General features: G+C 36.1%; 26 protein-coding genes. 24 read left to right on the top strand and 2 right to left on the bottom strand.

All coding sequences use genetic code 11. The features are described from left to right. Positions 1-38 precede the first annotated feature (38 nt). The 16 genes from NBX25_RS09650 to NBX25_RS09575 all read left to right on the top strand — a co-directional run bounded on the left by NBX25_RS09650 (position 39) and on the right by NBX25_RS09575 (position 12,501). The gene (locus NBX25_RS09650; protein ID WP_250253491.1) at positions 39-1,247 is read left to right on the top strand and encodes an ABC transporter permease; all 1,209 of its coding nucleotides are present in this window, start codon (positions 39-41) and stop codon (positions 1,245-1,247) included. Between the two features lie 307 nt (positions 1,248-1,554). Then, positions 1,555-2,010 (top strand): DinB family protein, encoded by a 456-nt coding sequence (locus NBX25_RS09645; protein ID WP_123911018.1) that lies wholly within the window; start codon positions 1,555-1,557, stop codon positions 2,008-2,010. Positions 2,011-2,021: 11 nt separating this feature from the next. Beyond that, positions 2,022-2,492, top strand: coding sequence for a hypothetical protein (locus NBX25_RS09640; protein ID WP_250253490.1), 471 nt, complete (start codon positions 2,022-2,024; stop codon positions 2,490-2,492). A 70-nt stretch (positions 2,493-2,562) separates the two neighbouring features. Continuing rightward, positions 2,563-2,934: a VOC family protein gene (locus tag NBX25_RS09635; protein ID WP_250253489.1), complete on the top strand. Its 372-nt coding sequence runs from the start codon at positions 2,563-2,565 to the stop codon at positions 2,932-2,934. A gap of 43 nt (positions 2,935-2,977) precedes the next feature. Further along, a complete protein-coding gene (locus NBX25_RS09630; RefSeq protein WP_123911021.1) occupies positions 2,978-3,427 on the top strand; it encodes a VOC family protein in 450 nt (149 codons plus the stop codon). A gap of 135 nt (positions 3,428-3,562) precedes the next feature. Next, positions 3,563-3,958, top strand: coding sequence for a DUF1398 domain-containing protein (locus NBX25_RS09625; protein ID WP_250253488.1), 396 nt, complete (start codon positions 3,563-3,565; stop codon positions 3,956-3,958). Positions 3,959-4,101: 143 nt separating this feature from the next. After that, positions 4,102-4,779 carry a DUF2490 domain-containing protein gene (locus tag NBX25_RS09620; RefSeq protein ID WP_045498246.1) on the top strand — a complete coding sequence of 226 codons (678 nt, stop codon included), beginning with the start codon at positions 4,102-4,104 and terminating at the stop codon, positions 4,777-4,779. 79 nt (positions 4,780-4,858) lie between these two features. Further along, on the top strand, positions 4,859-5,863 hold the full coding sequence (locus NBX25_RS09615) for a bestrophin family protein (RefSeq protein ID WP_250253487.1): 1,005 nt from the start codon (positions 4,859-4,861) through the stop codon (positions 5,861-5,863). A gap of 136 nt (positions 5,864-5,999) precedes the next feature. Continuing rightward, complete coding sequence (locus tag NBX25_RS09610) at positions 6,000-7,610, top strand: Na+/H+ antiporter (protein ID WP_123911023.1); 1,611 nt, start codon at positions 6,000-6,002, stop codon at positions 7,608-7,610. A 231-nt stretch (positions 7,611-7,841) separates the two neighbouring features. After that, positions 7,842-8,267 (top strand): SRPBCC family protein, encoded by a 426-nt coding sequence (locus tag NBX25_RS09605; RefSeq protein ID WP_250253486.1) that lies wholly within the window; start codon positions 7,842-7,844, stop codon positions 8,265-8,267. 4 nt (positions 8,268-8,271) lie between these two features. Continuing rightward, positions 8,272-8,772 carry a GNAT family N-acetyltransferase gene (locus tag NBX25_RS09600; RefSeq protein WP_250253485.1) on the top strand — a complete coding sequence of 167 codons (501 nt, stop codon included), beginning with the start codon at positions 8,272-8,274 and terminating at the stop codon, positions 8,770-8,772. 5 nt (positions 8,773-8,777) lie between these two features. Further along, positions 8,778-9,161 carry a VOC family protein gene (locus tag NBX25_RS09595; RefSeq protein WP_250253484.1) on the top strand — a complete coding sequence of 128 codons (384 nt, stop codon included), beginning with the start codon at positions 8,778-8,780 and terminating at the stop codon, positions 9,159-9,161. A 35-nt stretch (positions 9,162-9,196) separates the two neighbouring features. Continuing rightward, positions 9,197-10,219 carry a glutaminyl-peptide cyclotransferase gene (locus tag NBX25_RS09590; RefSeq protein ID WP_123911027.1) on the top strand — a complete coding sequence of 341 codons (1,023 nt, stop codon included), beginning with the start codon at positions 9,197-9,199 and terminating at the stop codon, positions 10,217-10,219. 45 nt (positions 10,220-10,264) lie between these two features. Next, positions 10,265-11,272 (top strand): hypothetical protein, encoded by a 1,008-nt coding sequence (locus NBX25_RS09585; RefSeq protein WP_250253483.1) that lies wholly within the window; start codon positions 10,265-10,267, stop codon positions 11,270-11,272. A gap of 25 nt (positions 11,273-11,297) precedes the next feature. Next, entirely contained in the window at positions 11,298-11,912 is a 615-nt protein-coding gene (locus NBX25_RS09580; RefSeq protein ID WP_123856498.1) for a deoxynucleoside kinase, read from the top strand. Positions 11,913-12,000: 88 nt separating this feature from the next. Then, entirely contained in the window at positions 12,001-12,501 is a 501-nt protein-coding gene (locus NBX25_RS09575; protein WP_250253482.1) for an ArsC/Spx/MgsR family protein, read from the top strand. On the opposite strand, the gene NBX25_RS09570 is transcribed toward NBX25_RS09575, so the two are convergent. Together NBX25_RS09570 and NBX25_RS09565 are read right to left on the bottom strand one after the other, a co-directional pair. Next, entirely contained in the window at positions 12,462-12,767 is a 306-nt protein-coding gene (locus tag NBX25_RS09570; protein WP_123856495.1) for a DUF493 family protein, read from the bottom strand. The genes NBX25_RS09575 and NBX25_RS09570 overlap by 40 nt on opposite strands. Positions 12,768-12,807: 40 nt before the next feature. Then, positions 12,808-13,479 (bottom strand): DUF4197 family protein, encoded by a 672-nt coding sequence (locus tag NBX25_RS09565; protein WP_123856493.1) that lies wholly within the window; start codon positions 13,477-13,479, stop codon positions 12,808-12,810. Positions 13,480-13,827: 348 nt separating this feature from the next. On the opposite strand from NBX25_RS09565, the gene NBX25_RS09560 reads away from it, so the two are divergent. The 8 genes from NBX25_RS09560 (at position 13,828) to NBX25_RS09525 (ending at position 26,205) form a co-directional block, all read left to right on the top strand. Next, positions 13,828-16,665, top strand: coding sequence for a SusC/RagA family TonB-linked outer membrane protein (locus NBX25_RS09560; protein WP_250253481.1), 2,838 nt, complete (start codon positions 13,828-13,830; stop codon positions 16,663-16,665). Between the two features lie 5 nt (positions 16,666-16,670). Beyond that, positions 16,671-18,149: a RagB/SusD family nutrient uptake outer membrane protein gene (locus NBX25_RS09555; protein WP_250253480.1), complete on the top strand. Its 1,479-nt coding sequence runs from the start codon at positions 16,671-16,673 to the stop codon at positions 18,147-18,149. 66 nt (positions 18,150-18,215) lie between these two features. Then, positions 18,216-19,607 carry a glucoamylase family protein gene (locus NBX25_RS09550; protein WP_250253479.1) on the top strand — a complete coding sequence of 464 codons (1,392 nt, stop codon included), beginning with the start codon at positions 18,216-18,218 and terminating at the stop codon, positions 19,605-19,607. A gap of 146 nt (positions 19,608-19,753) precedes the next feature. Next, positions 19,754-20,461 (top strand): carboxylesterase family protein, encoded by a 708-nt coding sequence (locus NBX25_RS09545; RefSeq protein WP_123911033.1) that lies wholly within the window; start codon positions 19,754-19,756, stop codon positions 20,459-20,461. 74 nt (positions 20,462-20,535) lie between these two features. Further along, positions 20,536-22,863, top strand: a complete 2,328-nt coding sequence (gene bglX, locus NBX25_RS09540; RefSeq protein ID WP_250253478.1) for a beta-glucosidase BglX — start codon at positions 20,536-20,538, stop codon at positions 22,861-22,863. A 93-nt stretch (positions 22,864-22,956) separates the two neighbouring features. Next, positions 22,957-23,346: a hypothetical protein gene (locus NBX25_RS09535; protein WP_250253477.1), complete on the top strand. Its 390-nt coding sequence runs from the start codon at positions 22,957-22,959 to the stop codon at positions 23,344-23,346. A gap of 181 nt (positions 23,347-23,527) precedes the next feature. Continuing rightward, complete coding sequence (locus NBX25_RS09530) at positions 23,528-23,941, top strand: hypothetical protein (RefSeq protein WP_250253476.1); 414 nt, start codon at positions 23,528-23,530, stop codon at positions 23,939-23,941. Positions 23,942-24,573: 632 nt separating this feature from the next. Continuing rightward, entirely contained in the window at positions 24,574-26,205 is a 1,632-nt protein-coding gene (locus NBX25_RS09525) for a T9SS type A sorting domain-containing protein (protein WP_250253475.1), read from the top strand. The last annotated feature ends 5 nt before the right edge of the window (positions 26,206-26,210 follow it).

Below are 26,210 nucleotides of genomic sequence, written 5' to 3'. Positions count from 1 at the left end.
CTTGCCGTGTGTTTATTTAAAATTTTTAAAATATACAGATGAAAGAATTTTTCCGTCTTTTAAAACGAGAGTTCAAACTTTTTATCAGCAATTCTACCTTAAGAACAGTGTTCTTTTTGGCACCGGTCTTTTATGCTACCTTGCTGGGGTTTGTCTATCAAAGCGGAAAAGTTGAAAATACCCCTGTATTGGTTATCGACAGAGACAATACACCGCTGTCCAGTCAATTAACCGAAATGCTGGATGATAATAAAAGTATTAAAATTATCAGATACCTGCAGGAACCTTTGAGCATAAAAGATGAGGTGATCCGTCATGAGGCCGCAGCTGTCGTTATTATTCCGTCCCGTTTTGAAGGGGATATGCTTCAGAAAAAATATCCTGAGCTGAATGTGTATGTCAATACGGGGAACGTTTTGACGGCAAACTTTGCCTCCAAAGCATTACAGCTTACCATAGGGACGTTCTCTGCCGGAGCTTCCATTAAGGCTCTGCAGAAGGCAGGAATGCCCGCTGCAAAGGCTGTTACACAATATGAGCCTTTCAAAACCAATTATATAACTCTTTTCAATACGACCAGTAATTATCTTATTTTTATGTGGCCGGCCATGCTGGCGGTGGTATTACAGCAAGTAATTCTGTTGGCGATGGCGGTAAGTTTTGCTGCAGAATTCCAAAGAGGTTCTTTTGTAAAAGAGTATGTGAAAATGAAGAAATGGGCATTTCCAACAATGCTTATTAAGGTTATTCCAATTTGGGTATTCTCCATTCTTATCGTAGGTGTTTACTATCTTATGCATATGATTTTCAAAGTGCCGATGCCGGAAGGGATATTTAATTTTATCCTCCTGACCGCTGTTTTTGTAGGCTCTGTTTCCTTCCTTGGAGTGTTCATTAGTATATTAATTCCGGATGCTTTGAAGGCAACGCAAATTCTTATGGTTATTGCTTCACCTGCCTTTATCATTAGTGGTTTTACATGGCCTTTAAATGCGATGCCTGCCTTTGTACAGTTTATTGCGAACATTATTCCGTTGACTCCTTTTTTACAAGCCTTTAAAATTCTATTAATTCAAAAAGGATCTGTAGAACTTACTTTTCCATATCTGGAACATTTAAGTATTCTTTTGGTAATATATGCCATTATAGGATGGATTGCTTTAAAGATCAAGCTTTGGTTTATTTTCAAAAAAGCAGCTCCCCAGGAAATTGCAGCAGAAGGAGGTTCTGAAGCGGAAAATGAATAGTTTGTTTTCATCACAAGGAAAGAGTAGGGATTCATATTATACTCTCAAACATTTATACTCTCAAACTTCTAACACCACCCGGTCAAAAATTCGTTGAATTTTCGCTACTCCTCAGAAGGAGATGAAGGATCAGGTATGGAATTGTTATCGGTATAGAATAGTTGTGGAATAGATAAAATATACCCTCAAACCCTCATACACTAAAACTCTCAAACTCTTAGTTCGAACCTCAAAACAAAAAATTTCTCCACCATAAAAATCAAACAAAAAAACTGATATATTTGTCTGTAGTAAAAACAGATCGTATATGGAAAATGTATTTGACGCAAAAGATGCTCAAAACTATATTGATAGAATAAACAGACTGGTGGAAGATACTCATGGATTATGGGGAAAAATGACGGTGGATCAGATGTTGGCGCACTGTAGTATCACATATGAAATGGTATATGAACCGGAAAAACATAAAAAACCGGGATCTATTGCAAAATTTATTCTAAAAACTTTTGTGAAATCTAAAGTAGTAGGTGAAAAAGCCTATCCGAGGGATTCTCCAACAGCACCTCAATTTTTAGTGTCCGGAAGAAAAAACTTTGAAGAAGAAAGAAAAAGATTGATTGGTTTTATCCAAAAGACCCAGCAATTAGGAGCTGAAGCTTTTGATGGCAAAGAATCTTTCTCTTTCGGAAAATTAAAAGCTCAGGAATGGAACAATATGTTTGCAAAGCATCTTAACCATCACCTGGCTCAATTCGGAGTTTAAAAAATCACACTATGAAAAAACTTTTATTACTCTTCATTCTGGCAACCAATTTTGTGTTGGCACAGATGCCTAATATTTCAAATATATGGCTGAATAACAGTAAACCTTATATCGGAACCATTGGAAATAAGGGACAGGAACTGAAGCTTAAGATTACGATTTCTGAACAGAATAAAAAGAATGATCAGCAGTATTTTGTTTCAGGATACTCTCTTGTAGATACTAATTATACCAAATGGGAAGGAACAATTACCATTTCAAAATATAAAGATTCTAAAAGACAGGGAACTGTATTTGGAGAATACGAACTGGCTGAAGAGAATAAAGGAAAACATTCGGGCATTTTTGAAGGCCGATTCGTTTATAACTTTAAATGGAACAGGAAAACTGAAAAAGTGGAAGGGCAGTATATTCAATTGATCGGTGACTGGAAAAGCTATGATGGAACCCTTGAGTTCAAAACGCATCTGAAAAACCAGTAATCCCAAACGAAGACTTGTTCTTACATATACAATTGACTAATAAAACAATAACTTACATCAACTTTAAAATATGAAATTAGGAGCCTTTTCAATCAGTCTTAGTGTAAAAGACCTTCAAAAGTCCAAAGATTTTTATGAAAAACTGGGCTTTGCAACGATGGCCGGAGCTACAGAGCAAAATTATCTCATCATGAAAAACGGATCTACTTTGATAGGACTGTTCCAGGCAATGTTTGATGGTAATATGCTGACTTTTAATCCGGGATGGGATGAAAATGGGCAAAATCTTGAATCCTTTGACGATGTACGCGAAATCCAGAAACGTTTAAAGGAGAGTGGAGTAGAGATTGATAAAGAAGCTGATGAAAACACTTCAGGGCCTGAGCATATCTACCTGAAAGATCCGGATGGAAATATGATCCTAATCGATCAACATAGATAAACAGAATTCAAAATAAATTAAAACTTAACTAAAAAAAACAATCATGGCATCAGTAAACGTTTATTTAACATTCAATGGGAATTGCAGAGAAGCATTCGATTTCTATAAATCGGTTTTCGGAGGAGAATATCCTTATATCGGAACTTTCGGAGAAATGCCTCCCATGGAAGGAAAAGAGGTTCCAGAAGAAGATAAGAACAGAATCATGCACGTTACCCTTCCTATTTCCAAGGAAACGGTATTAATGGGAAGTGATACTGGGGGAGAATGGGCTTCCGACTTTAAAAAAGGAAACAATTTTTCAATTTCTATCAATGCGGAATCCAAAGCAGAAGCAGAGAAATTATTCAATGGTCTTTCTGCGGATGGACACGTAACAATGCCATTGGCAGATACTTTCTGGGGTGCTTACTTTGGAATGTTTACCGATAGATTCGGGATCAACTGGATGGTTAATTACGATGATCCTGCTAAAATGCAGCAACATCCATAAGATTTATATTTTGTATCTGAAATATAGTTATAAGTTACCGGCAGTCATCCTGCCGGTTTTTTATTTGATATTATATTTGCATCCCGAAAATTTTTAAATTTGATATAGAAACAATAATAATTAATTAAAAATAGAATGATGAAATTTACCCTTGAAGATATTAAAACTGAGCATCAAAAAGTAAAAAGTGGAGCCGATTTCCCTCAATATATTAAAGCGATTAAAGAACTTGGTGTTTCTCACTATACAACGTATGTGGAGGATGGAAAGACAGAATATTTTGATACCCATAATCAATCTGCCCAAACAACAGGTAAGTATGATAAACTTATTGTTTCTGAAAAGGTGAATCTTGACCATTTTAAAGCAAGATTAAAACTTCACCAGCAGGGAGGTACAGATTATATGACATTTTGTAAAGACTGTGCAGAAAATGGAATTGAAGGTTGGAAAATGGATCTGAATGCAATGACTTGTACTTACTTTGATAAAGAACGAAGAGATCTCTTAATAGAGCAGATTCCGGGATAAAATAGTTGGAATTTGGTTAAAGTGCCAGATTTAAAGTTGCTTACTATAAAACCTTGATTGTGTTAACTAAAAAATATCGTTTGCGATTATTGATTTAAATTATTAATTTTGTTAAAAACGATAGATAATAGTAATTGATAAGCATGAGAAAGGTTTTTACGAAGTTGGCATTCACGGTATTGAGTTTGGGGTCCGTTCTTACATGGGCGCAAAAAAATGATTTGGGTGCATGGTATATGTATTTTGGGAATAATAAAATCAGTAAAAAACTAAACTGGCATAATGAAGTTCAGTATAGAAATTTTGATGCTATTGGGGATCTGGAACAGCTTCTGATCCGCACCGGAATTGGATATGATCTGACAGAAAATAATAATAACGTATTGCTAGGATATGGATTTATTTTGAGCCAGCCTTATGTAAATGGTGATAAAAAGGAAAATATAGAACACAGAATTTTCCAACAATATATTACCAAGCAGAAGTTCGGACGTTTTAATCTTCAGCATCGTTATCGTTTGGAAGAACGCTTTTTGGAAGATGATTTTAGAATGAGATTTCGTTATATGTTAGGATTGAATATACCGATCACTCAAAAGGAAATGCTGCCGAAAACATTGTATGCATCTGTATATAATGAGATTTTCCTCCATTTCAATAGTCCTACTTTCGATAGAAACAGAGTTTATGGGGCATTGGGCTATGTCATTAACAAAAACATGCGGATTGAAGCCGGTTATATGAATCAGATTCAGGAAAACAGGAATAGAGGACAGATTCAGATTGGTTTTTATAACAATATACCGTTTACCAAAAACTGATTGTAACCGTTTCTGCTGAATGCGCTGATGAAAACCATTATTTGAAACTATTAAATAATTAACACAAAAATAACACATAATGCATTCAGGAAAAAGATTTGGAGCGCGCGAATTCATCAATTGGACACGGCGCAGTATTTATGCTTTAATCGTATTGGCAGCTATTCCTACGATTCTTTATTTTTTAGGTTGGAAATTTCTTTCCGTGCCCTGGCAGCCTATTGCGATCATGGGAACAGCGGTTGCTTTTATCGTAGGATTTAAAAATAATGCGAGTTACAGCAGGCTTTGGGAGGCAAGACAGATTTATGGAGCGATCATCAATGACAGCCGTAGCTTTGGATATATTCTAAGAGACTCCCTTATTGTAAAAGATTCACATAAAGTAAAAGAAATGTTCCTTCGTCATTATGCATGGCTTACAGCGCTAAGATTCCAGCTTAGAGAACCAAGAGCATGGGAGAATACAGGATCTGCACAGTTTGATGAATATGCTAAAAAGTATGATATTCCGGAACGGCTTTCAAAACTGGATGATGAACTGAAGAAATACCTTTCAGAAACAGAACTTCAATATATTCTGGGTAAGAAAAACAGGGCAACTCAATTGATGGCCTGCCAAAGTAAAGAATTGTCTGAAGCTTATGAAAAAGGAGAAATTAATGATTTTCAGTGGACACAGATCAATCAGCAGTTGGTGAAATTTACCGACAGTCAGGGAAAAGCAGAAAGAATTAAGAACTTTCCTTATCCAAGGAACTTTTCTTCCATTACCACTTATCTTTTGTTGTTGTTTATTGTATTTGTTCCTTTTGGGTTGTTGAAGGAATTTGATAAACTAGGTGAAGGTTCTGTGGTTGAAGGATGGACAATTTGGTTCAATATTCCTTTCTCCTTATTGGTAACATGGTGTTTTCATACCTTAGACAGTGTAGGAGAGGCATCCGTGAATCCTTTTGAAGGAAGTGCTAATGATGTTCCTATCACCCAGATCAGCCGTACCATTGAAATTGATATGAGAGATATGCTGGATGAAACCAATCTTCCGCCGGCAATTACTCCCAAAAATAATATTGTCCTTTAAAACCCTTATGGATCGAACTCTGCGTTATCTGCAAAATCTGCGTGAGCCTTGTTAAAAAAATAAGCCTTATAGGTTTTTAAAACCTATAAGGTTGAAACAAAATAATTAAAAATAATACTTAAAAAAACGAAATCAAATGATTCACAGCTATGTTATAATATCCATTGTAGTCTTATTGTCTGTAATGATATTAGTAATGATAGGGCAAAAATTGAAAGTAGCTTATCCAATCTTTCTTGTAATTGCAGGATTGCTCATCAGTTTTGTTCCGGGAATGCCTCGTGTAGAAATAGAACCGGATCTTGTTTTTCTTATTTTTCTTCCACCCATATTATTTGAAGCCGCATGGTTTACGTCATGGCAGGATTTTCATAAATGGAGAAAACAGATCTTTTCCATGGCTTTTGGATTGGTGTTTTTAACATCAATAGTCGTTGCGTACCTTTCATCTTCTATTATTCCTGGGCTTACTGTAGCAATGGGATTCTTATTGGGTGGCGTAAATTCTCCACCGGACGCTGTAGCGGCTACTTCCGTATTGAAGCATATGAAAATCCCTAAAAAGATCACCAATATCCTTGAAGGAGAAAGTTTAATTAACGATGCATCCAGTTTAATTGTATTTAAATTTGCCCTTGCAGCCGTTATTTCAGGGCAGTTTATCTGGAGAGATGCCGTTCAGGATTTCTTTACTATGGCGATTGGAGGAATTGCAGTAGGAGTCGCAGTTGGTCTTCTGTTCGGAGCTTTGTTGAGGATTATTCCTACGAATTCTAATATTGATACTGTTATCACACTGATCGTTCCTTACATTATGTATGTTGGAGCAGAACACTTCCATTTTTCAGGAGTTTTAGCTGTGGTTGCAGGTGGATTGCTAATGTCTTATAACTCCCATTGCTACCTGAGTCACACCTCAAGAATTCAATCCGGAAATGTATGGAGTGTTCTGATATTTTTGATGAATACCATCATTTTTATCCTCATCGGTCTTGAATTGCCAATTGTTGTGGAGGGACTGACAGATTATACTGTTTCAGAAGGAATTTTCTACAGTGTGGTTATAGGCGGAGCGATTATCGGAACAAGAATAGTATACAGTTATGCGTTGATGTACTTCCCAAGGCTTTGCTCTAAAGAATTAAGATTAAAGGTCCCGAAACCGGATTGGCGCGAACCTTTTATCATCAGTTTTGCAGCGATGAGAGGGGTGGTTTCATTGGCGGCAGCATTGTCTATTCCAGCATTTCTACCTAATGGAGATGCTTTTCCACACCGTAATATCATTTTATTTGTCACTTTTGTTATCATCTTAATTACCTTGGTGGGTCAGGGATTATTGCTCTCTCCAATCCTGAAATTATTAAATATTCAGGATGCAGGAAGTGAGTTGCCGGAAGAAAAACAGGAAGTTATTCTCATGCGTAAGCTTAAAGAAACGGCTTTGCATAAATTGGAAAATGATTTTTCTGAATTGGCAGTATCCAACAGTCTTGTCCGTCATCAAAAACATAAACTGGAAAACGAAATGATGTTGATGGCTGATAAAGCCCAATGCATGGCTTCTACCGGAGATTATGTAACGGCCATCAATGAAAATAAAGATGTTTTGCGCCAGGTGATTCAGGCACAGAGAAATGAATTACATAGAATGAAAAAAGAGAAAATATTTGACGATCACGTAATGAGAACCATTGAAATGCAGCTGGATTTTGATGAAGCAAAAATTACCGGATTTTCTCATTGATACTATGGGATGTTTACAATAAAGTAAAATTAACCACAGAAGTCACAAAAGGATTTAAACTAAGTCTAAAATTAAGGTTAACTTGCATAAAATGCACAAAGTGAAAATCTACAGATTTTTAAAACTTAAGTGCTCTTTTCAATAGTAAGAATATTAACTTTAAAATAACTTAAGTGTTAAGATTCTTTTGTGACTTTTATCGTTAAAATAGTTGAGTTAAATTTTAGTAATATGAACACACCAATCACCGTCCAATACAAAATAAATGCTCCCATCGATAAGATTTGGGAAGCATTGACAGATAAGAATGAAATGAAGTCCTGGTATTTTGATATTAAGGATTTTGAGCTTGAAGTAGGAAAAGTATTTAATTTTTACGAACCTGGAGGCGAAAATAAATATCATCATCAAGGTGAAATTCTTGAAATTCTTCCTAAACAAAAATTAAAGCATACCTGGTCCTATCCTGATTTTTCAGATTTGAAAACTACTGTAACATGGGAATTGCAACCAGAAGATAACGGAACTTTGGTCAAATTAACCCATGAAGAAATTGAAAACTTTAAAGAGTTGGGAGAAGGTTTTTCAAGAGAAAATTTTACCGGAGGCTGGAACTCCATTGTAGGCCAGAGTTTGAAAGAATATTTAGAAAAATAAAAGAATGATAGCATTAGAGTCTTTTCATATTAATGATTCGTCAGCATTGATTTCAAATATTAAAGATAAAAAAGCCCTTCTGCAGTTTGCCGGGCCTATGTATCGCTTTCCTTTAACTAAAGATCAGCTTGAAGTAGATTTGTCTGATGAAAACAGGACACTATTCAAAATAATTGACGTAGAAAATCAAAATACAATCGGTCATGCCCAAATATTTCTAAAAGATGAAACATTTCTGTTGGGAAGAATTTTAATATGGGATGAGAATAACAGGGGAAAAGGGTATGGCAAAAAGGTGATGCAGGAACTTCTGAAGTATGGATTCAGTCATTTAAACAGAGAACTGGCGGAACTGAATGTCTACGACTGGAATACCGGAGCCATTGAATGTTACAAAAAAGTAGGCTTTGTTATTGATCCGGCTGTAAAGAATGAAGCGAAAATTGATGATGAAACCTGGGTTTCAATTAATATGAAGATTCACAGAGATACTTTTCAATTATAGAAGTTATGAGCAGATTTACTGGACTTCGACCCATGCTTTGGACGGAAAACCTCGATGAAACTATAGGTTTTTATTTGCATATTCTCGGTTTTGAGCTATTAGCCAGAAATGATGACTGGCATTGGGCATCCCTGAGAAAAGATGAGGTGTATATCATGCTTGCTTTACCCAATAAACATGAGAATACTGTGACCATTGGTTTTACAGGATCATTTTATTTTAATGTAAATAAAGTAGATGAATTATGGGAACATCTTAAAACAAAGGCAAAAATCTGTTATGAAATTGAAACTTTTGAATGGGGAATGAGGGAATTTGCAGTGTACGATAACAACGGATATATCCTACAATTTGGTGAACCTATGGATAATATTGGCAATACGGAATAAAATTTGCTATTTTTGGGGAAATATTTAGAAAGTCAATGAAAAAAAATATAATAGCGGGTTTCGCAGCAATTTTACTACTGGCATCTTGTAATAAGGATAAGGAAATTCTTGATACATTAAACACTTATAATAATTCAATGATGGCAAAAGGATATCATTTTGGTGATAAACTTCAACTTCCGAAAGAAGTAACGGAAAATGCAGAAAGCGTGACCATCAGTTTTGGAGATAAGGAAACAACAGATTTAACGATTGATCCTAAGTTTTTTACATTAGGAGATAATGCCGTTACTTTTAATATCAAGACCAAAGGTGGAGAAACCTTGAATCAGGATGCTACCATCAATGTATTTGCAAAAAATCCTGAAAAAAATATTGCTTACCAGATTGTAGCAGAATATCCTCATGATCCTAAAAACTTTGTACAGGGATTCCAGGCTGAAGGAAATACGATCTATGAAAGTGACGGCCAGAATGGGTCTTCGCAGATCTTAAAATATACATTGGGAACCACTACACCACTTGCGTCTACTAAACAGGCTCCGGAAGATTTTTCAGAAGGAAGTACGATTGTAGGAGATAAAGTATATCAATTGACCTGGCAGAGTAAAAAAGGATATATTTATGATAAAAGTTCTCTTAAATTACTTTCGGAATTTGCTTATCCGAACGTATTGGGTGAAGGTTGGGGATTGACGTATGACGGGAAAAGCCTGATCGCTTCAGACGGAAGTAAACTTTTATACTTTCTTGATCCTAATGATCCATCAAAACTAATCAAATATATTGCTGTAGCGGGAAGTTCACAAGCATACGACCAGCTAAACGAGCTGGAATTTCACAACGGATTCCTGTATGCGAATGTATGGCAAAAGCCAATCATTCTGAAAATTAACCCTACAACCGGAGAAGTAGTTGGGACATTTGATTTTACAGAAATTGCAAAACAAAACACCAAAGGAACAGATGATGTTCTGAATGGAATTGCTTTCAAAGGAGAAAATATGCTGGTAACAGGAAAGAACTGGCCGAAGATTTATGAAGTTGTTATTAAATAAGAAAAGTTTCATAACAATTTCTATTCGAATAAAATAAAGTGTAAATTGGTAGCGTTCCGTGAGGAGCGCTATCTTAGTAAAAGAATTTTGAGATTAATCTATCTGATATGCATTTTCATTTTCTGTTCCTCTGCGGCACAGAACGTTCTTCCTTTGGATACTTTGAAGTTGAAAGAGGCCAAAGATATGTTAGCCGATGATTATGGAAACCTGTATATCTATAAAAATAAAGACTTTAGTTTTACCAAATATGATTCTTTAGGGAAACAGATTGGGAAAATGATGCTTACTGTTCCTTATAAGGTCCAAACGGTACAAAATCCTTTGACCGTGCCTTTATTTTCGGAAAATGCCCAGGAAATGAAATTTGTAGACCAGAATATGAATGAAATCCAAAGAATTGATTTCAAACAGAAATTTGGTTTTATCAGAATGGCCTATGCTGAAGATCTACAGCAGTTATGGTTATTAGATGACAGTACAAAACGCTTGATACAGTACAATTTCAGAAATGATACCACCATCAATTCATTTCCTTTTGATATCAGTTTCGAGGATCTGATGGATCTTTTGGTGTATGAAACCAAAGTGTATGTTCTCACCAAAAAGCATATCAGAATTTATAATCTGAAGTTTGAAAAACTATTTGAAGCGCCGGTGGATAACGGAAAACGTTTCAGACGGGAAAATGATAATATTTTGGTGGTTGCCAATAATTCTATCTTAAAATATGTTCCGGAGAAAGGAATGAGTGTGGTTTTTGATGACCCCGATGCACAAATTGTGGATAAAAACATCCTTTCTTATTTTGAAATCAAGGGGAACAAGCTCTATCTTTACAACCTTGAAAGAGTAAAGAAAGCCAGACAGCAAAAACAACAGGAAGCTGAACTTCAGATCATCGAGCAATCTACCGGAAAACCCGTGGAGAATGGCAAAGAAACATCCAATGAAAATGGAACAGAAAAGAAGACTTCTGACCATACGTTGGAACAGTTGATTGAAGAAACTTCCGAAGTTCAGGCAACAGGCGTAGAAAAGCTTATCAATTAATCAGTAAATACAAGGAAAAAGAATTATGCATATTGCAGTTACAGGAAACATTGGAGCAGGAAAAACAACTTTAACTACGATGCTTTCTAAGCATTACGGATGGGATGCACAGTTTGAAGACGTAGATCACAACCCTTATCTGGAGGATTTTTATTCAGATATGAGCAAGTGGAGCTTTGCGCTGCAGGTATATTTTCTGGGAAGCAGATTCCGCCAGGTAAAAGAGATCAGAGAAAGCGGTAAAAATATTATTCAGGACCGTACTATTTATGAAGATGCACATATCTTTGCAGAGAACCTTAATGATATGAACCTTCTTTCTGACAGGGATTTCAATAATTATTCATCTGTTTTTGATCTGATGAAATCTTTTGTTTCGGCACCGGATCTTTTAATTTACTTAAAATCCGACGTTCCGAATCTGGTTAAGAAAATCTACAAAAGAGGACGCGAATATGAAGCATCCATCAGTATTGAATATCTTTCAAAGTTGAATCAGAAATATGAAAAATGGATTTCCAATTATACAGAAGGAAAACTATTAATTATAGAAGTAGATAATTTAGATTTCGTTGAAAAACCTGAGGATTTTGGATTGATTTTGGAAAAAATTGAAACAGAATTGCACGGATTGTTTTAACATACTTTTATCAGAACATTAAGACAACATCCATTGAATTCTTATTAAATTTGTGAGAAGCAAGTTTAATTTATTAAAATAATTAGAAATGTTAGTGAAAGTTTTACATAACGGAAACTGTTCAAAATCCAATGCAGTTTTGGAATATCTTGATGAAAACGGAGTTCATTTCGAGATCATTAATATTATTGAAGACCCACTAAGTGTTCTGGAGATCAAAACCGTATTGAAGAAGCTGAATCAGAGCGTTTTTCATATCATTCGAAAGACAGATAAACTGTATGTTGAAGAGTATGCAGATAAGAATTATTCGGAAGAAGAATGGATTAAAATTCTGTCTGAAAACCCCTCTCTGATACAAAGACCTATCTTGGTAAAAGGTTCAGTAGCGATGTTGGGAAGGCCTATTGAGAATGTAAAGTTCTTTATAAGTTCTTTATTGAGAAATAATACCTGCGGCTGTTTCGTAAGAAACAGCCGCAGTTTATTTGTACATAACTTTTTATTCTCTAATAAAAAGACCATCATTTCTGACAGCCTTTTTTTATTTTACAATAGAATAACGCCTTCTATTTTTGCTACTTCTTGATAAATTTTCACTACCTGATTGGCATCTAAAACAAATGCATTGATATTGCAGGCTGTGTATTTTCCATTTTTGCTTTCGCGGTTCCCTAATGTAAATTTAATACCATCAAAAACCTTGTAAATTTCAGTAAGTTTTGATTGGTCTGTAGGAATAATAAATTTAAATAAATAATCCTCAGGAAAATCATGATGACCTTCCAGTTTCTCCTTTAAAGATTTATAGAAATCTTCAGGACTTGCGTGTTGATTTCCTTGTAATATGTCCATCTGCGGTTCTTAATATTATATAAATATAATGAAATTTTTCCTATTTTCCAAATGGCCCAAGCAGCGATTTGGAGTTCTGGTGTTCGTAATCTTCAATGATATTGAAGAGTCCTGCAACCAGTTGTTCAGAAGCTAATTGGCTCAAACCACCTGAGTTTACAGTATTTTTATTTCCTCCTAAAAGATTTCCCAGGAAATTACTGCCGGATAAAGCGGTATTAATTGTTTTTACGATCCCATATTCGTTAAGTTTCTCATCTACCTTCGGGGCAATAGCTGCAATCAGTTGTTGAGATGTTTTTTCTTTCAGAATTTGTGTGGCAGTCGTTCCCTCAATGATTCGGGTTACATCCTGAGCATTTAAACTGTTTACGGCACCTTGCAGAATAGGCCTTGAAGTGTTTACCGTATACGCAGCAGCCTGTGCAATATAATCTCTTTCTTTAGCAACTAATGACGGAGCAATTTTTTCCAGCATAGAGTTAATGTCTCTAAGCTCTTTCGGAAGTGCCTTGTCTACCATATTGTTCTGTAGAAAGGCTTCTTTATTGGTGTAGATCCCCATTCCTTTATCAATACCATTGAGTAGCATTCTTTTAATAATGGAAAGTCCCATGTCACTTGTGGCCAATGTCGTACAGGATTGTACAGTGGTGGTAATAACAGCACCGGTTCCTATAATAAGAGCGGCTGCAATAATATATTTTTTCATTGATCTTTTTATTGCTTTTTTCAAAAACTGCACCAAAGGTAAATACTATTTTGTATTTAACAAAATATTAATGATTAGTGAATTATTTGGTGATTTTTTTTGTTTAAAATATAATTTAATGATTGAAGATATGATATTAAATTGATGGTTATTTTGGTTTTTAATTTGCGTAATGTGATTAAATTGAAGTTTTTTATATATAAAAATATAAATTTTTTGAATTTTTAAGATATGTTAACATGTTTCGGTTTTTTTTCTATTTTTGGCTAATGTCTTCATTTGAGAAATTGAATGCTTCGAAATGAGACAATGTTGAAAATCTGATTGTACGAATAAAATTGAAACTATATGAAACAAAGTAATTTAAAGTATCCATGCCTCATCGCAGTTTTATACTTCGGGATGAACGTGAATGCACAGGTTACAAATGACTCTGCCAAAGTTCAGAAGATTGACGAAGTGGTCATGATCGGATATGGTAGCCGTAAGAAAGTGGATAATACAACATCCATTAGCTCCATCAGTGCAGAAGAAGTAACCAAAACCAAAGTTTTGAATGCTACACAAGCCATTCAGGGAAAAGCTGCAGGGGTACAGATTATGGCTTCTGATATGCCAGGATCTACACCTTCAGTAATGATAAGAGGTCTTGGAACTGTAACAGGAGGTAGGACACCACTTTATGTTGTGGATGGAATGTTTTTAGAAAATATCAACAATATCAATTCTAATGATATTCTTACTTATGATATTCTAAAAGATGCAGCTGCATTAGCTATTTATGGTAACAGAGCTGCTAATGGGGTGATTATCATCACTACAAAATCAGGAAAAGGAAAGTTAAGTGTTTCTTATGATGGATTAGTAGGGGTAAGAAGCCCTTTGAGAACCGTGAAGATGGCAAACGCATCAGAATTTGCAGCTTATAACAATATTGCCCTTAATAAAAATGAGTTTTCCACTAATCAACCAGTGAATACAGATTGGTTTAAGGAAATTACGAGAACAGGGATTTATAATCAACATAATCTTTCTATTTCTGGTTCTTCCGAAGCTGTGAAATACTTTTTCAGTTTAAATAATTATGATGAACAATCTATTCTGAGAGGTACAGATTACAATCGTGCAACCATTAGGACCAATAATGAGTTTAAGATTACTAAGGGAATTACTTTATCTCAAAATTTAAGTGTAGCCTTCACAAAATCAACTCCTAAGCCTTTTAATGCTTTTACAACAGCTTATAAACAATCTCCAATGGTTCCTGTATATTATGGTTCCGGACAATTTGGAATGCCGTATGTAAATGAAACCACAGGTATTGTAGATTATACAGGTTATAAATTTAATGATGTGACTAACCCTGTCAGTCAATTATTACTTAATAATGAACAAAATAAAAGTACATTATTGCAAGGTGGATTGAAACTAGATATCGATATCATTAAGGGACTGAGATTCACTTCTCAATTTAATGGAGAATATGGTACATATAAATCATATAATTTTAAAGATGAAGTTGCAATCTGGCTTGCAGGAGATCCAACAAGGGTGGCAAATAATTTCTCTGCTTCTAACCCAAAAAATACTTTGGAGAATACAAAAGAAGACTATTACAATTGGTCTTTAACGAATTATTTGACATATAATAAAAAGTTCGGGGTTCATGATATCGAAGCAACAATAGGTACAGAAACAACGGTAAGAAATGGAATTGATCAGACTATTATCAAAAGAAAGAACTTATTGTTGAATGACCAGAACTACTGGAATATCAAAGACACTAATTATATAAATAATGTTCAGAGTCTTTATTCTACAAAATTTGACAGAAATACAACTGTTTCATATTTCGCCAGAGCACAATATAAACTAATGAATCGTTATTTATTGAGTGCTACCGTAAGACGTGATGGATCTTCTCAATTTGCTGCAGGGCAAAAATGGGGGACTTTCCCATCATTCGGAGCGGGATGGATTATTTCTGAAGAAGATTTTATGAAAGACGGGTTCTTTGATCTTTTAAAGCTAAGAGGAGGCTGGGGTAAATTAGGGAATCAAAGAGTTCCTTTGAACTATTTGCCTTTAAATTCTGGTAAAGATTATAATTATGGATTTGGAAATGCAAATCCAGTAAGTAACGGGATTACTGTCAATAAAGGGTATGATCCTGTATTAGGATGGGAGGTTACTGAAGAATCTTCTGTAGGATTAGACTTTGGAATGTTTAATAAGAGGCTTACAGGTAGCGTTGATGCTTACAACAGAGAAACAACAAACCTTATTTTAGGAATAACCAATTATATAACTTCAGGGCAATCTGAGACTTATTATTCACACGTAGGAGCAGTTAGGAACAGAGGTATGGAATTCTCTCTGAACTGGGCAGATAAAGTAGGCCAAGATTGGACTTATTCACTAGGTGCTAATTATTCATTTAATGAAAATGTTCTTACCAGAGTGGACACTCAAAAGAATATTGCTCAGTTAAGTGGAGGTAGCTTAGGAAATGGAGAATGGGTTAAATTGTTTAATGGTTCTACAGTAGGCCATGCTTTAGGAAGTTTTTATCTATGGGAATATGACGGATTAGATGCTAACGGAAACATGAAGTATAAAGATCTTAATGGAAATGGTGTTACAGGACGAGCTGATGCGGGAGACAGAAAATATTTTAATTCTTATATCCCAAAATCAATGTTAGGAATTAATGTTTCATTAAGTTATAAAAACTGGGACTTTGCAGCCAATGGTTATGGAGCATTTGGATTTAGTGTTTATAATGGTAAAAAAGCCCAGAGAAGTAATAATGTAAATATTGAATCTTCAGTAGTTCAAGATTACTGGACTTCATCTAACCCAACCGGAACAAATCCGAAGCCATCTACTGACAATCCATTAGCGTCAACTTATTATCTGGAAGATGGAGATTATTTCAGAATTAACAATATATCAATTGGGTATACAGTAAAGAATGTAGTGGACTATGTAAAGTCTATCAGATTTTATGTAAGTGCAATTAATCCTTTTATCTGGCAAAAATATACAGGATATTCCACTGAATTATCGGGATATGATCCTGCAGATGCGAAAACAGAGGGAGATCCTTACAAAATGGCAGGAGTAGAGCTTAATGCTTATCCGACGTTAAAATCTTTTGTATTTGGTGTAAATGTAAACTTTTAGAAAAAATGAAAAGAAATAAAATACTGTTAATATCATTAATGTTACTAGGTTCAGTAGCTGCAGTACAAAGCTGTAGTGATGAATTTATTGATGTAAAACCATCAGAATCAATGACTATTGATGACCTTGAAAAATTTAATAATAATGATGGTGCTACTTACTTTGTAAATTCCATCTATGCTAAATTTTTAGATTGGAATATGAGTACGTTTGCCTGGATTGGTGTTACTTCCATTATTTCTGATGATGCCGATAAAGGTTCTACAGCAGGAGATAATGGATCTGATAAAAATCTTTTGGACGCATTGGATATTACTGCTACAACACCATCTTTTAAAGAACTTTTTGCTTCTAATTATCAAGGAATAAACAGATGTAATCAAGCTTTAAAGTATATTCCACAATTAGATAAAGCTGACTCTGAATTACGTAAAAGACTAACTGGTGAGGCTAAATTTCTGAGGGCTTTCATGTACTTTACCTTGGTAAGATCTTTTGGGGGAGTTCCTTTGGTGGATCATGTTCCTAGTCTTGATAATGCTGAAGATAAAAAAATGCAGCTTACAAGAGTTTCTAAAGAGGAAATTTATGCATTCATTGAAAAAGATTTGAAAGATGCTATAGAATCCTTGCCAAATAAGTCCGTATATACAGGAAATAATGTAGGTAGAGCATCTGTAGGAGCAGCACATGCGCTATTGGCTAAAGTATATCTTTATCAGAAAAAATGGCAGTTAGCTGCAGAACAATGTGATTTAGTGACGGGATACTCATTAACTCCAAGCTTCATTGAAATTTATAAAGTTTCTGGAGAAAATAACGCAGAATCCATCTTTGAAATTCAGGGATCTGGTGCTGATGCAGGTAAAGCAATTCAGCAATATAGCGTGGTTCAGGGAGTTAGAGGTTCCGGTGGCTGGGGCTGGGGATTTGCTACACCTACCCAAGGATTATATGATGCTTATACAGCAGAAGGAGATACGGAGAGAAGAGATGCTACAATTATTCATAGAGATATGACATTGTATGATGGAAGATATATTCCTAATACGGTAGAGAACAAGTTCTATAATTATAAGGCTTATTCTTCAGCATTCTATGATAAGGATGCGACTGATACTAATATCCGTTACCTTAGATATGCGGAAGTTTTGTTAATCAAAGCAGAAGCATTGAATGAATTAGGACAGACAAGTGTTGCTATTCCTCTACTAAATCAGGTTAGAGAAAGAGCTAAGATAGCGCCAACTACAGCAGTTTCACAGGCAGATGTAAGAACTGCAATCTGGAAAGAAAGACGATTAGAACTTGCTTTTGAGCACGACAGATGGTTTGATCTCGTAAGAACAGGTCAGGCGCAGGCTGCAATGGCTGCGGATGGTGGCAAAAAATTCATCGTTGGGAAGCATGAATTATTCCCACTTCCTTTTGAATTTATCATGGAAGCTGGTGGCCTTTCTCAACAAAACCCAGGATATAACTAATAACAACCATAAACTAGAGGAGAGTGAAAATTCTCCTCTAATTTTATAACCCATAACCCGATACCAATGAAAAAGACCCTATTATCAATTACCGTAACTTCTTTATTCTTTACTTATTCTTGTAAAAATGCTCAGGTTTCCAAACCGGAAATTGTAAAAAATAATGGAGTGAAAAGCACCATTACCGATGAGCAGCTGATGGATCAAGTACAGAAAGATGCCTTAAAGTACTTCTGGGATTATGCAGAACCTAATTCTATGTTGGGAAGAGAGCGTTACCATGAAGATAATATCTATCCGGATCATGATAAGCATGTCATCACAACCGGAGGTTCAGGATTTGGATTAGCGACTTTATTGGTAGGAGTAGAGAGAGGATTTGTTCCAAGAAAAGAAGCTGTGAAAAGATTAACCCATATCATGGATTTTTTGGCAAAAGCAGATCGCCACAAAGGCGCTTGGTCACATTGGATCAATGGAGAAACGGGTAAGACAGTTCCTTTTGGAAAAAAAGATAACGGCGGAGATCTTGTAGAAACAGCATTCCTTACTTCAGGAATATTAATGGTTCGTGAATACTTTAAAAATGGAAATACTGAAGAAAAAGCTTTAGCTGCAAAATGTGATGAACTTTGGAAAGGAATTCAATGGAACTGGTACACCAAAGGAGGTGAAAAGGTGTTGTACTGGCACTGGTCACCGGAATACCAATGGGAAATGAACTTTCCACTGGAAGGATATAATGAATGTTTAATTACCTATATTCTTGCTGCATCTTCACCTACCTACTCAATTGATGCTGAAACTTATTATAAAGGCTGGACCAGAAACGGGACCTACCTCACCAACAAAACAAAATACGGATTACCTCTGTATGTAAAGCACAACTATGCCGAGGAATACGGCGGGCCACTTTTCTGGGCTCAATATTCATACATCGGGCTTGATCCTACAGAATTATCCGATAAAATGGTGAAAAACTACTTTGATATTAATAAAAATCAAACCCTTATTGATTATAAATACTGTGTTGAAAACCCAAAACAATGGAAAGGCTACGGTCCAAACTATTGGGGGCTAACAGCCGGCTATACAAGAAATGAGGACGGAAGTACTGGCTATACAGCGCACATGCCAAGTAATGATAATGGAGTGATAACTCCTACGGCAGCGTTAAGCAGCTTCCCATACACTCCAAAAGAATCCATGGACTTTCTGAGGTTCATCTATACTCAGAAACCTGAATTTATTGGTTCAGCAGGTCCTTATGATGCAACTTCCATCAATTATAACAACTGGTTTACTCCAAGGTATCTGGCTATTGACCAGGGTACGATAGCACCCATGATTGAAAATTACAGAACCGGTTTCCTTTGGAAGCTATTCATGAATGCTCCGGAAATACAACAAGGCTTGAAGAAACTAAACTTCCAGTCACCAAAATATGGAATCAAATAGATCTTTCTTATTAGTTTCAAGTACATGAACAAATTTTATTTGTGAATTAATGGCTATTAAGAGAATCAATTCAATAGAAACGGGTTTTAGCCTGTTTAAATAAAAAAAATCCATCCAATGGCTTTAGCCAAAACCTGAATAACAATATGAAATTAAAATTAAAGCATATCCCTCTTTTATTGCTGCCATTCTCTTTACAACTGAATGCTCAGGAGATAAAAGCAGAACTGAACAAAGAGTTTAAACGACAGGAGAAAATGTCCTATATACTGGATTATCCTAAAAACACAAAAGGAAATGTTCCATTAATCGTTTTTCTGCATGGTTCTGGAGAAAGAGGAAATAACCTTGAACTGGTAAAAGCACACAGCCCGTTTACTTATAAAAATCTGATCAAAGAACCGGTAGCTATTCTGGCTCCACAATGCCCGGCAGATACCTGGTGGGATACGGTAACAGTCTATAATCTGATTAAGGATATTCAGAAAAAATATAAAATTGATGCTTCCAGGATTTATTTGACTGGGCTTTCCATGGGAGGTTGGGGAACTTTAAAACTGGCGATGGAGCACCCTGAGATGTTTGCAGCAGTTGCTTCAGTTTGTGCACCAACAGATCAAGTGATGACGGCCAATATTCAGCAATTTAAAGATTTGAATATGAAAATATTCCATGGGGGGATGGATGATATTGTATTACCGGAAAATGCTTTCAAATTTTATCAAAAACTTCACCCTGTGAATCCTTCGGCAGAATTAGTGATTTTCCCTAATGATAATCATAACTCATGGGATTCTGCCTATTCAAATCCACAGTTATATGAATGGATGCTGTCTAAAAAGAAAGAAAAATAAAAATAAGAATATAAGTTTCGGGAAATGAAAGGAACTACGTAAAAATCAAAACAATAATATAAGAAGATAGATTTATGAAAAAGTTAATTGTACTTGCAACCCTGGCACTTTCGCCGGTGTTTTCCGCTCAGGAAATGGTAGACAAGCCTGTACAGTCTTATCAGACTGCACAATATCAGGCGAAGAAGAAAGCCTTTGTAGACAATCTTTTATCTAAAATGACGTTAGATGAAAAAATCGGCCAGCTGAACCTTCCTACTTCCGGAGACTTTACTACCGGAATGGCTCAGAGTTCAGATATCGGGAAAAAAGTAGAGCAGGGATTAGTAGGTGGATTATTCAATATAAAAGGAGCGGATAAAATTAAAGCCGTTCAGAAAGTAGCCGTTGAAAAAAGCCGTTTGAAAATTCCAATGATCTTCGGAATGGATGTGATCCACGGATATGAAACAACATTTCCAATTCCCTTAGGGCTAGCCGCTTCATGGGATATGAACCTGGTACAGCAGTCTGCAAGAGTGGCAGCAAGAGAAGCCGCTTCTGATGGAATTAACTGGACCTTTTCGCCAATGGTGGATATTTCCCGCGAACCAAGATGGGGAAGGGTTTCCGAAGGTTCCGGTGAAGATCCGTATTTAGGAAGTGAGATCTCAAAAAATATGGTATACGGTTACCAAGGTAAAGACCTGGCTAATGGTACTAATATATTAGCGTGTGTTAAGCACTTTGCATTATACGGAGCTGGAGAATCCGGAAGAGATTATAATACCGTTGATATGAGCCATGTAAGGATGTTCAACGAGTATTTTCCACCTTATAAAGCAGCTGTAGATGCAGGAGTGGCCTCTGTAATGGCTTCTTTCAATGAAGTAGACGGAGTTCCTGCTACAGGAAGCAGATGGCTGCAGACTGAAGTTTTGAGAAATCAATGGAAATTCAAAGGATTTGTAGTAACCGATTATACCGGGATCAATGAAATGGTAGATCATGGAATGGGTGATCTTCAGCAGGTTTCAGCACTGGCTTTAAAAGCAGGAGTTGATATGGACATGGTAGGAGAAGGCTTTTTAACCACGTTAAAAAAATCTCTGTCTGAAGGAAAAGTTACCCAGGCTGAGATTGATATGGCAGCCAGAAGGATCCTTGAAGCAAAATATGACTTAGGGCTTTTTGATAATCCATACAAACACGGAGATGCAAAACTGGCAGCCAAAGAAGTGTACAACCTGGAAAATCGTAATATCGCTAGAAACGTTGCCGCTCAGTCAATGGTTTTACTGAAAAATGAAAACCAGATATTGCCTTTAAAAAAATCAGGAACCGTTGCAGTAATTGGACCATTGGTCAATAACTCCATGAACATGGCCGGAACCTGGAGTGTTGCTACAAAACACAGTGTTTCAGTTAACCTAATGCAGGGACTTCAGGCAAATTATGGTAAAGAAGTAAAATTCCTTTCCGCAAAAGGAGCCAATATCGATTACGATGCAAAATTGGAAGAAATCTATGCTGCTCACGGAAAGAAAACAGATAGAGATAATCGTTCAAAAGAAGAATTGCTAAAAGAGGCGGTGGATGTTGCCAATAAGGCTGACGTTATTGTTTTAGCCATTGGAGAATCTGCAGAAATGAGTGGTGAATCTTCATCAAGGTCAGAAATTACCATTCCTCAGTCTCAGGTTGACCTCTTGAACGAATTGAAAAAGACCGGCAAACCAATTGCAATGATTCTTTTCACGGGTCGTCCATTAGCATTAACAAACGTAAAAGATACTCCTGACGCGATTCTTAATGCATGGTTCCCAGGTTCAGAAGCGGGAAATGCGATGGCAGATGTTCTTTTCGGAAAAGTAAACCCATCTGGAAAACTTCCAATGACGTTCCCAAGAAGCTTAGGGCAGGTTCCTATTTATTATAATGCTAAAAATACAGGCCGTCCACTAGACCAGAAGCTGACTGATAAATGCGAATATCAAAGATTCCGTTCTAATTATATGGATGAGTGCAATACCCCATTGTATACATTTGGATATGGATTAAGCTATACAAAATTCAATTATTCAGATATCAGTATTTCCAATACCAACCCTAAAGGAAATCAAGAAATTCAAGCATCTGTTACCATAACCAATTCCGGAAATTATGATGGTGCAGAGGTCGCTCAGTTATATATCAGAGATATGGTGGGAAGTATTACAAGACCTGTAAAAGAATTAAAAGGTTTCCAGAAAATATTTTTGAAAAAAGGAGAATCTAAAAAAGTAATCTTTACGATTACCCCGGAAACCCTGAAGTTTTACAATGGTGATTTAAAATATGACTGGGAATCAGGAGAATTTGATATTATGATCGGAACCAGCTCCGATGAGGTGAAGCATGCAAAGATTACCTGGACAAAATAAGAAGGAGAAAAAGTTTTTCACAGCCATGTGTTTTATGTTTTTTTTGGCATGATTTTTATTAATACCGTGTCTGGTTATCATAATATAAACAATATGAAAAAAACAGTTGTATTGAGCGCAATGTTCCTTGGTACTTTAGTATTTGCACAACAAACACCGGTTTTGGGTGGCGATAAAGATGCTCATGGATGTATCGGTTCAGCAGGATATACGTATTCACAGATCAAGAAAGACTGTGTAAGAACTTTTGAAGAAAAAATAAAGCTAAAAGAAATTGCTACAAAAGGAGACTATATTGCCGCTGTTATTTTCAGCAAAGACAAGAAGAAAGCTGAAGTTTTTGTTAAAGATGCAGAAGGAGGGAGTGTAATTCTTACCAGAGCAGGAAAAGCGAAAGCGTGGAAAAATGAAGATTATGTATTGACTCCTTACAAAAAAAGCGGTTATCAGCTTAAAAAGGATAATGTTGTAATCTATCAATAAAATCAGGTTTTCAAAGAAATTAAGTCACCCGGAAGGGTGGCTTTTTTTGTGTGCAGATGGCTTCCGGAATGAATGGACATTATAAGTTGCTCAAAAAGAATGTTTTTGTAACTAAGAATGAATTTAATATCTTTATTTCCCAAAGACTTTTTACCAAACAGAAAACATTAATAATTTAAATATGAAAAAACCAATTTTATTTAGCATGATGTTCCTAGGCTCTTTAGTTTTTGCCCAACAAAAAACTCCGGCTTTGGGAGGTGACAGGGATGTTCACGGTTGTATCGGCTCTGCAGGGTATACCTATTCGCAAATCAGAAATAATTGTGTGCGGGTTTTTGAGCAGAAAATCAAATTAAAGGAAGTAGGCTCCGATAAAAGCTCTACTACCATGACGGCCGTTATTTTTAGTAAAGATATGAAACGGGCAGAAATCTTTATTCCTGATGGAAATGCAAAAAGTATTATCCTTGAAAAGGAAGGAAAAGCTAAAAGCTGGAAAAGCGGAAGCTATATTAAAGAAACTTATGTGCTGGTTCCCTATAAAAAGGCGGGCTACCAAATTAAAAAAGATGATGTAGTCATCTATCAATAGGATTAAGTTTTCCAAGAAAAAGTAAGTCACTCGAAAGGGTGACTTTTTTATGGAGATTATATTCCGGGGTTTAAGTATTTCTTTTTTTAGAAGCCATTTCCCGCTATCCACTCATACTCCTCACGCCAGAGCACTCCAATGCTCAATCCCCCGGCGTTTCTAACCTGTGTTGCGGGGTAACCGTTACTATCGGGGCTATTTTTATGAGTAATGAGTAATAAATAATGAGTAATGAATGATGAATGATGAATGATGAATGATGAATGATGAATGATGAATGATATTGTTGCTAAGGTTCAAAATCGACGTTATTTTATCAATAGAAGACTTTTTACATCATAACTTTTGTTTCTGAAACTCATTTTTTATCACCTGGAAAGATCTTTCCTCCTGCATTTTCATTAAGAGCTCTCCTAAGTTAAAAATAGTTTTAAAATAATACGACATGCTCTGTCGTTGTGCTGTGGTAGCTTTGGATAAAATAGTATAAGATCATAAAAATGTAATGAAATTCCATAATTCATTACAAATATTTAGTGTTAAATCACATGGATATGATTTGTGCTAACGAAAAAAAGTTAAATTTGCGCGAATTTAAAAAGCTAATCATTAAACTCAAAAACAACACGGGAATGAAAAAAAATTATCTCAGTGCATGTACTATATGCACGGTTCTGGGTATGTCTGCTCAGGAAGTACTCTGGCAGAAAGACATCCAATCCACTACCCAGGATTTCCTAAGTCAGGTGACTACAACCATCGATCAGCAGTATCTTATTACAGGCAGCTCTATACAGAGCGACAAACTCCAACAAGGCAATAAACAAAACAACGGCTATGATTTCCATCTGGTGAAGCTGAATCAGCAGGGAGAGGAGGCTTGGGAAAAGTATTTCTCAGGACAAAATCATGACTATTTATCCGCGACAGTAAGCACTCAGGATGGTGGATTTCTCTTAGCCGGAACTTCTTATTCAGGAAAAGGACTCGATAAAAAAGATGATTCCAAAGGTGGTTCCGATATCTGGCTCATCCGGATCAATGAATTCGGTGATGAATTATGGCAGAAAACATTGGGCACTTCTTCTGATGAGGAAGCTAAATCTGTTATTCAAACGACAGACTTAGGCTTTTTTATCGCCGGGAATGTCCAGAACTCTTCCAAAGGCTATGGTTCCAAAGATGTCTGGATAACCAGACTCAACAAAGACGGTAAAGAACTCTCTCAATTGATATTAGGCGGAAAAGGTTTAGACGAAGTCGAAAAAATGATTCCAACGAAAGACGGTGGAGTATTATTGGGTATTTATTCAAGAAGTTCCGAGGTTAAGGATTCTGGGATAAGAAATACTGAAGTAAAATCTTCAGATGAAAGATTAGTGAGTTCAACAGCCATAAGCCAAAAGCCAAAAGCCAGCAGCAACTTCGGTGAAGGGGACTATTGGATTGTCAAACTGGATAAAAATGGAAAAGTAGAATGGGAAAAGAACTTTGGAGGTAAGGGAGACGACCATATCAGAACCCTGGCTTTAACTGCAAACGGATTTATCATCGGTGGAGAGTCAAGATCAGAAAGATCAGGAAATAAAACAGTAGGCACCCAAGAAGGAACAGACCTTTGGCTGATTGCTCTTAATGAAAGAGGCGATGAGCAGTGGCAAAAGTCCTACAATTTCAAAAACCGTGATATTTTGATGGGAATGAGTGTGATCCAGAGTCAAGAGCCGAGAGCCAAGAATCAAGACATCACTAAAGGAATCTTATTAGGCGGCTATACCCAGGCCGAGGGAAGAATAGAAAAAGATGATGAGACCTTCTGGATGCTGTACCTGGATGGCAATGGAAATGAACAGTGGAGAAAACATATAACAGGAGAATCTCGACAAAAAGAGGAAAGACTTTCAGACCTGAAACTGAACAGAGACGGTTCTATTGTGTTAGCCGGAACCAGTGCTAAAGAATTAGGGAAAGAAAACTGGAAGATTGTAAAACTGGGCGACAAGCAGGTAAGTGATCTGATTGCCAAATATGATATTAAGATCTACCCGAACCCAGTATCAGACTATGCCTACGTAGAAATTGGTTTTGATTTTAAAGAGGCTGATATCATGCTCTATGATATGAGCGGAAGACAGCTTCAGAGCTTCAAAACTAAGAACAGAGTAACCAAGATGAATACCCAGGCTTTGGTACAAGGCGCCTACTTAGTAACCATAAAAACAGATAATAACAAAACAGCAAATGCAAAGCTGATTAAGAAATAAAACAC

This window comes from Chryseobacterium sp. Marseille-Q3244 (assembly GCF_940807095.1).
Lineage (GTDB): Bacteria > Bacteroidota > Bacteroidia > Flavobacteriales > Weeksellaceae > Chryseobacterium.
Note: the sequence above shows the minus strand (reverse complement) of the source record. Positions and strands in the feature narration are given on the sequence as shown.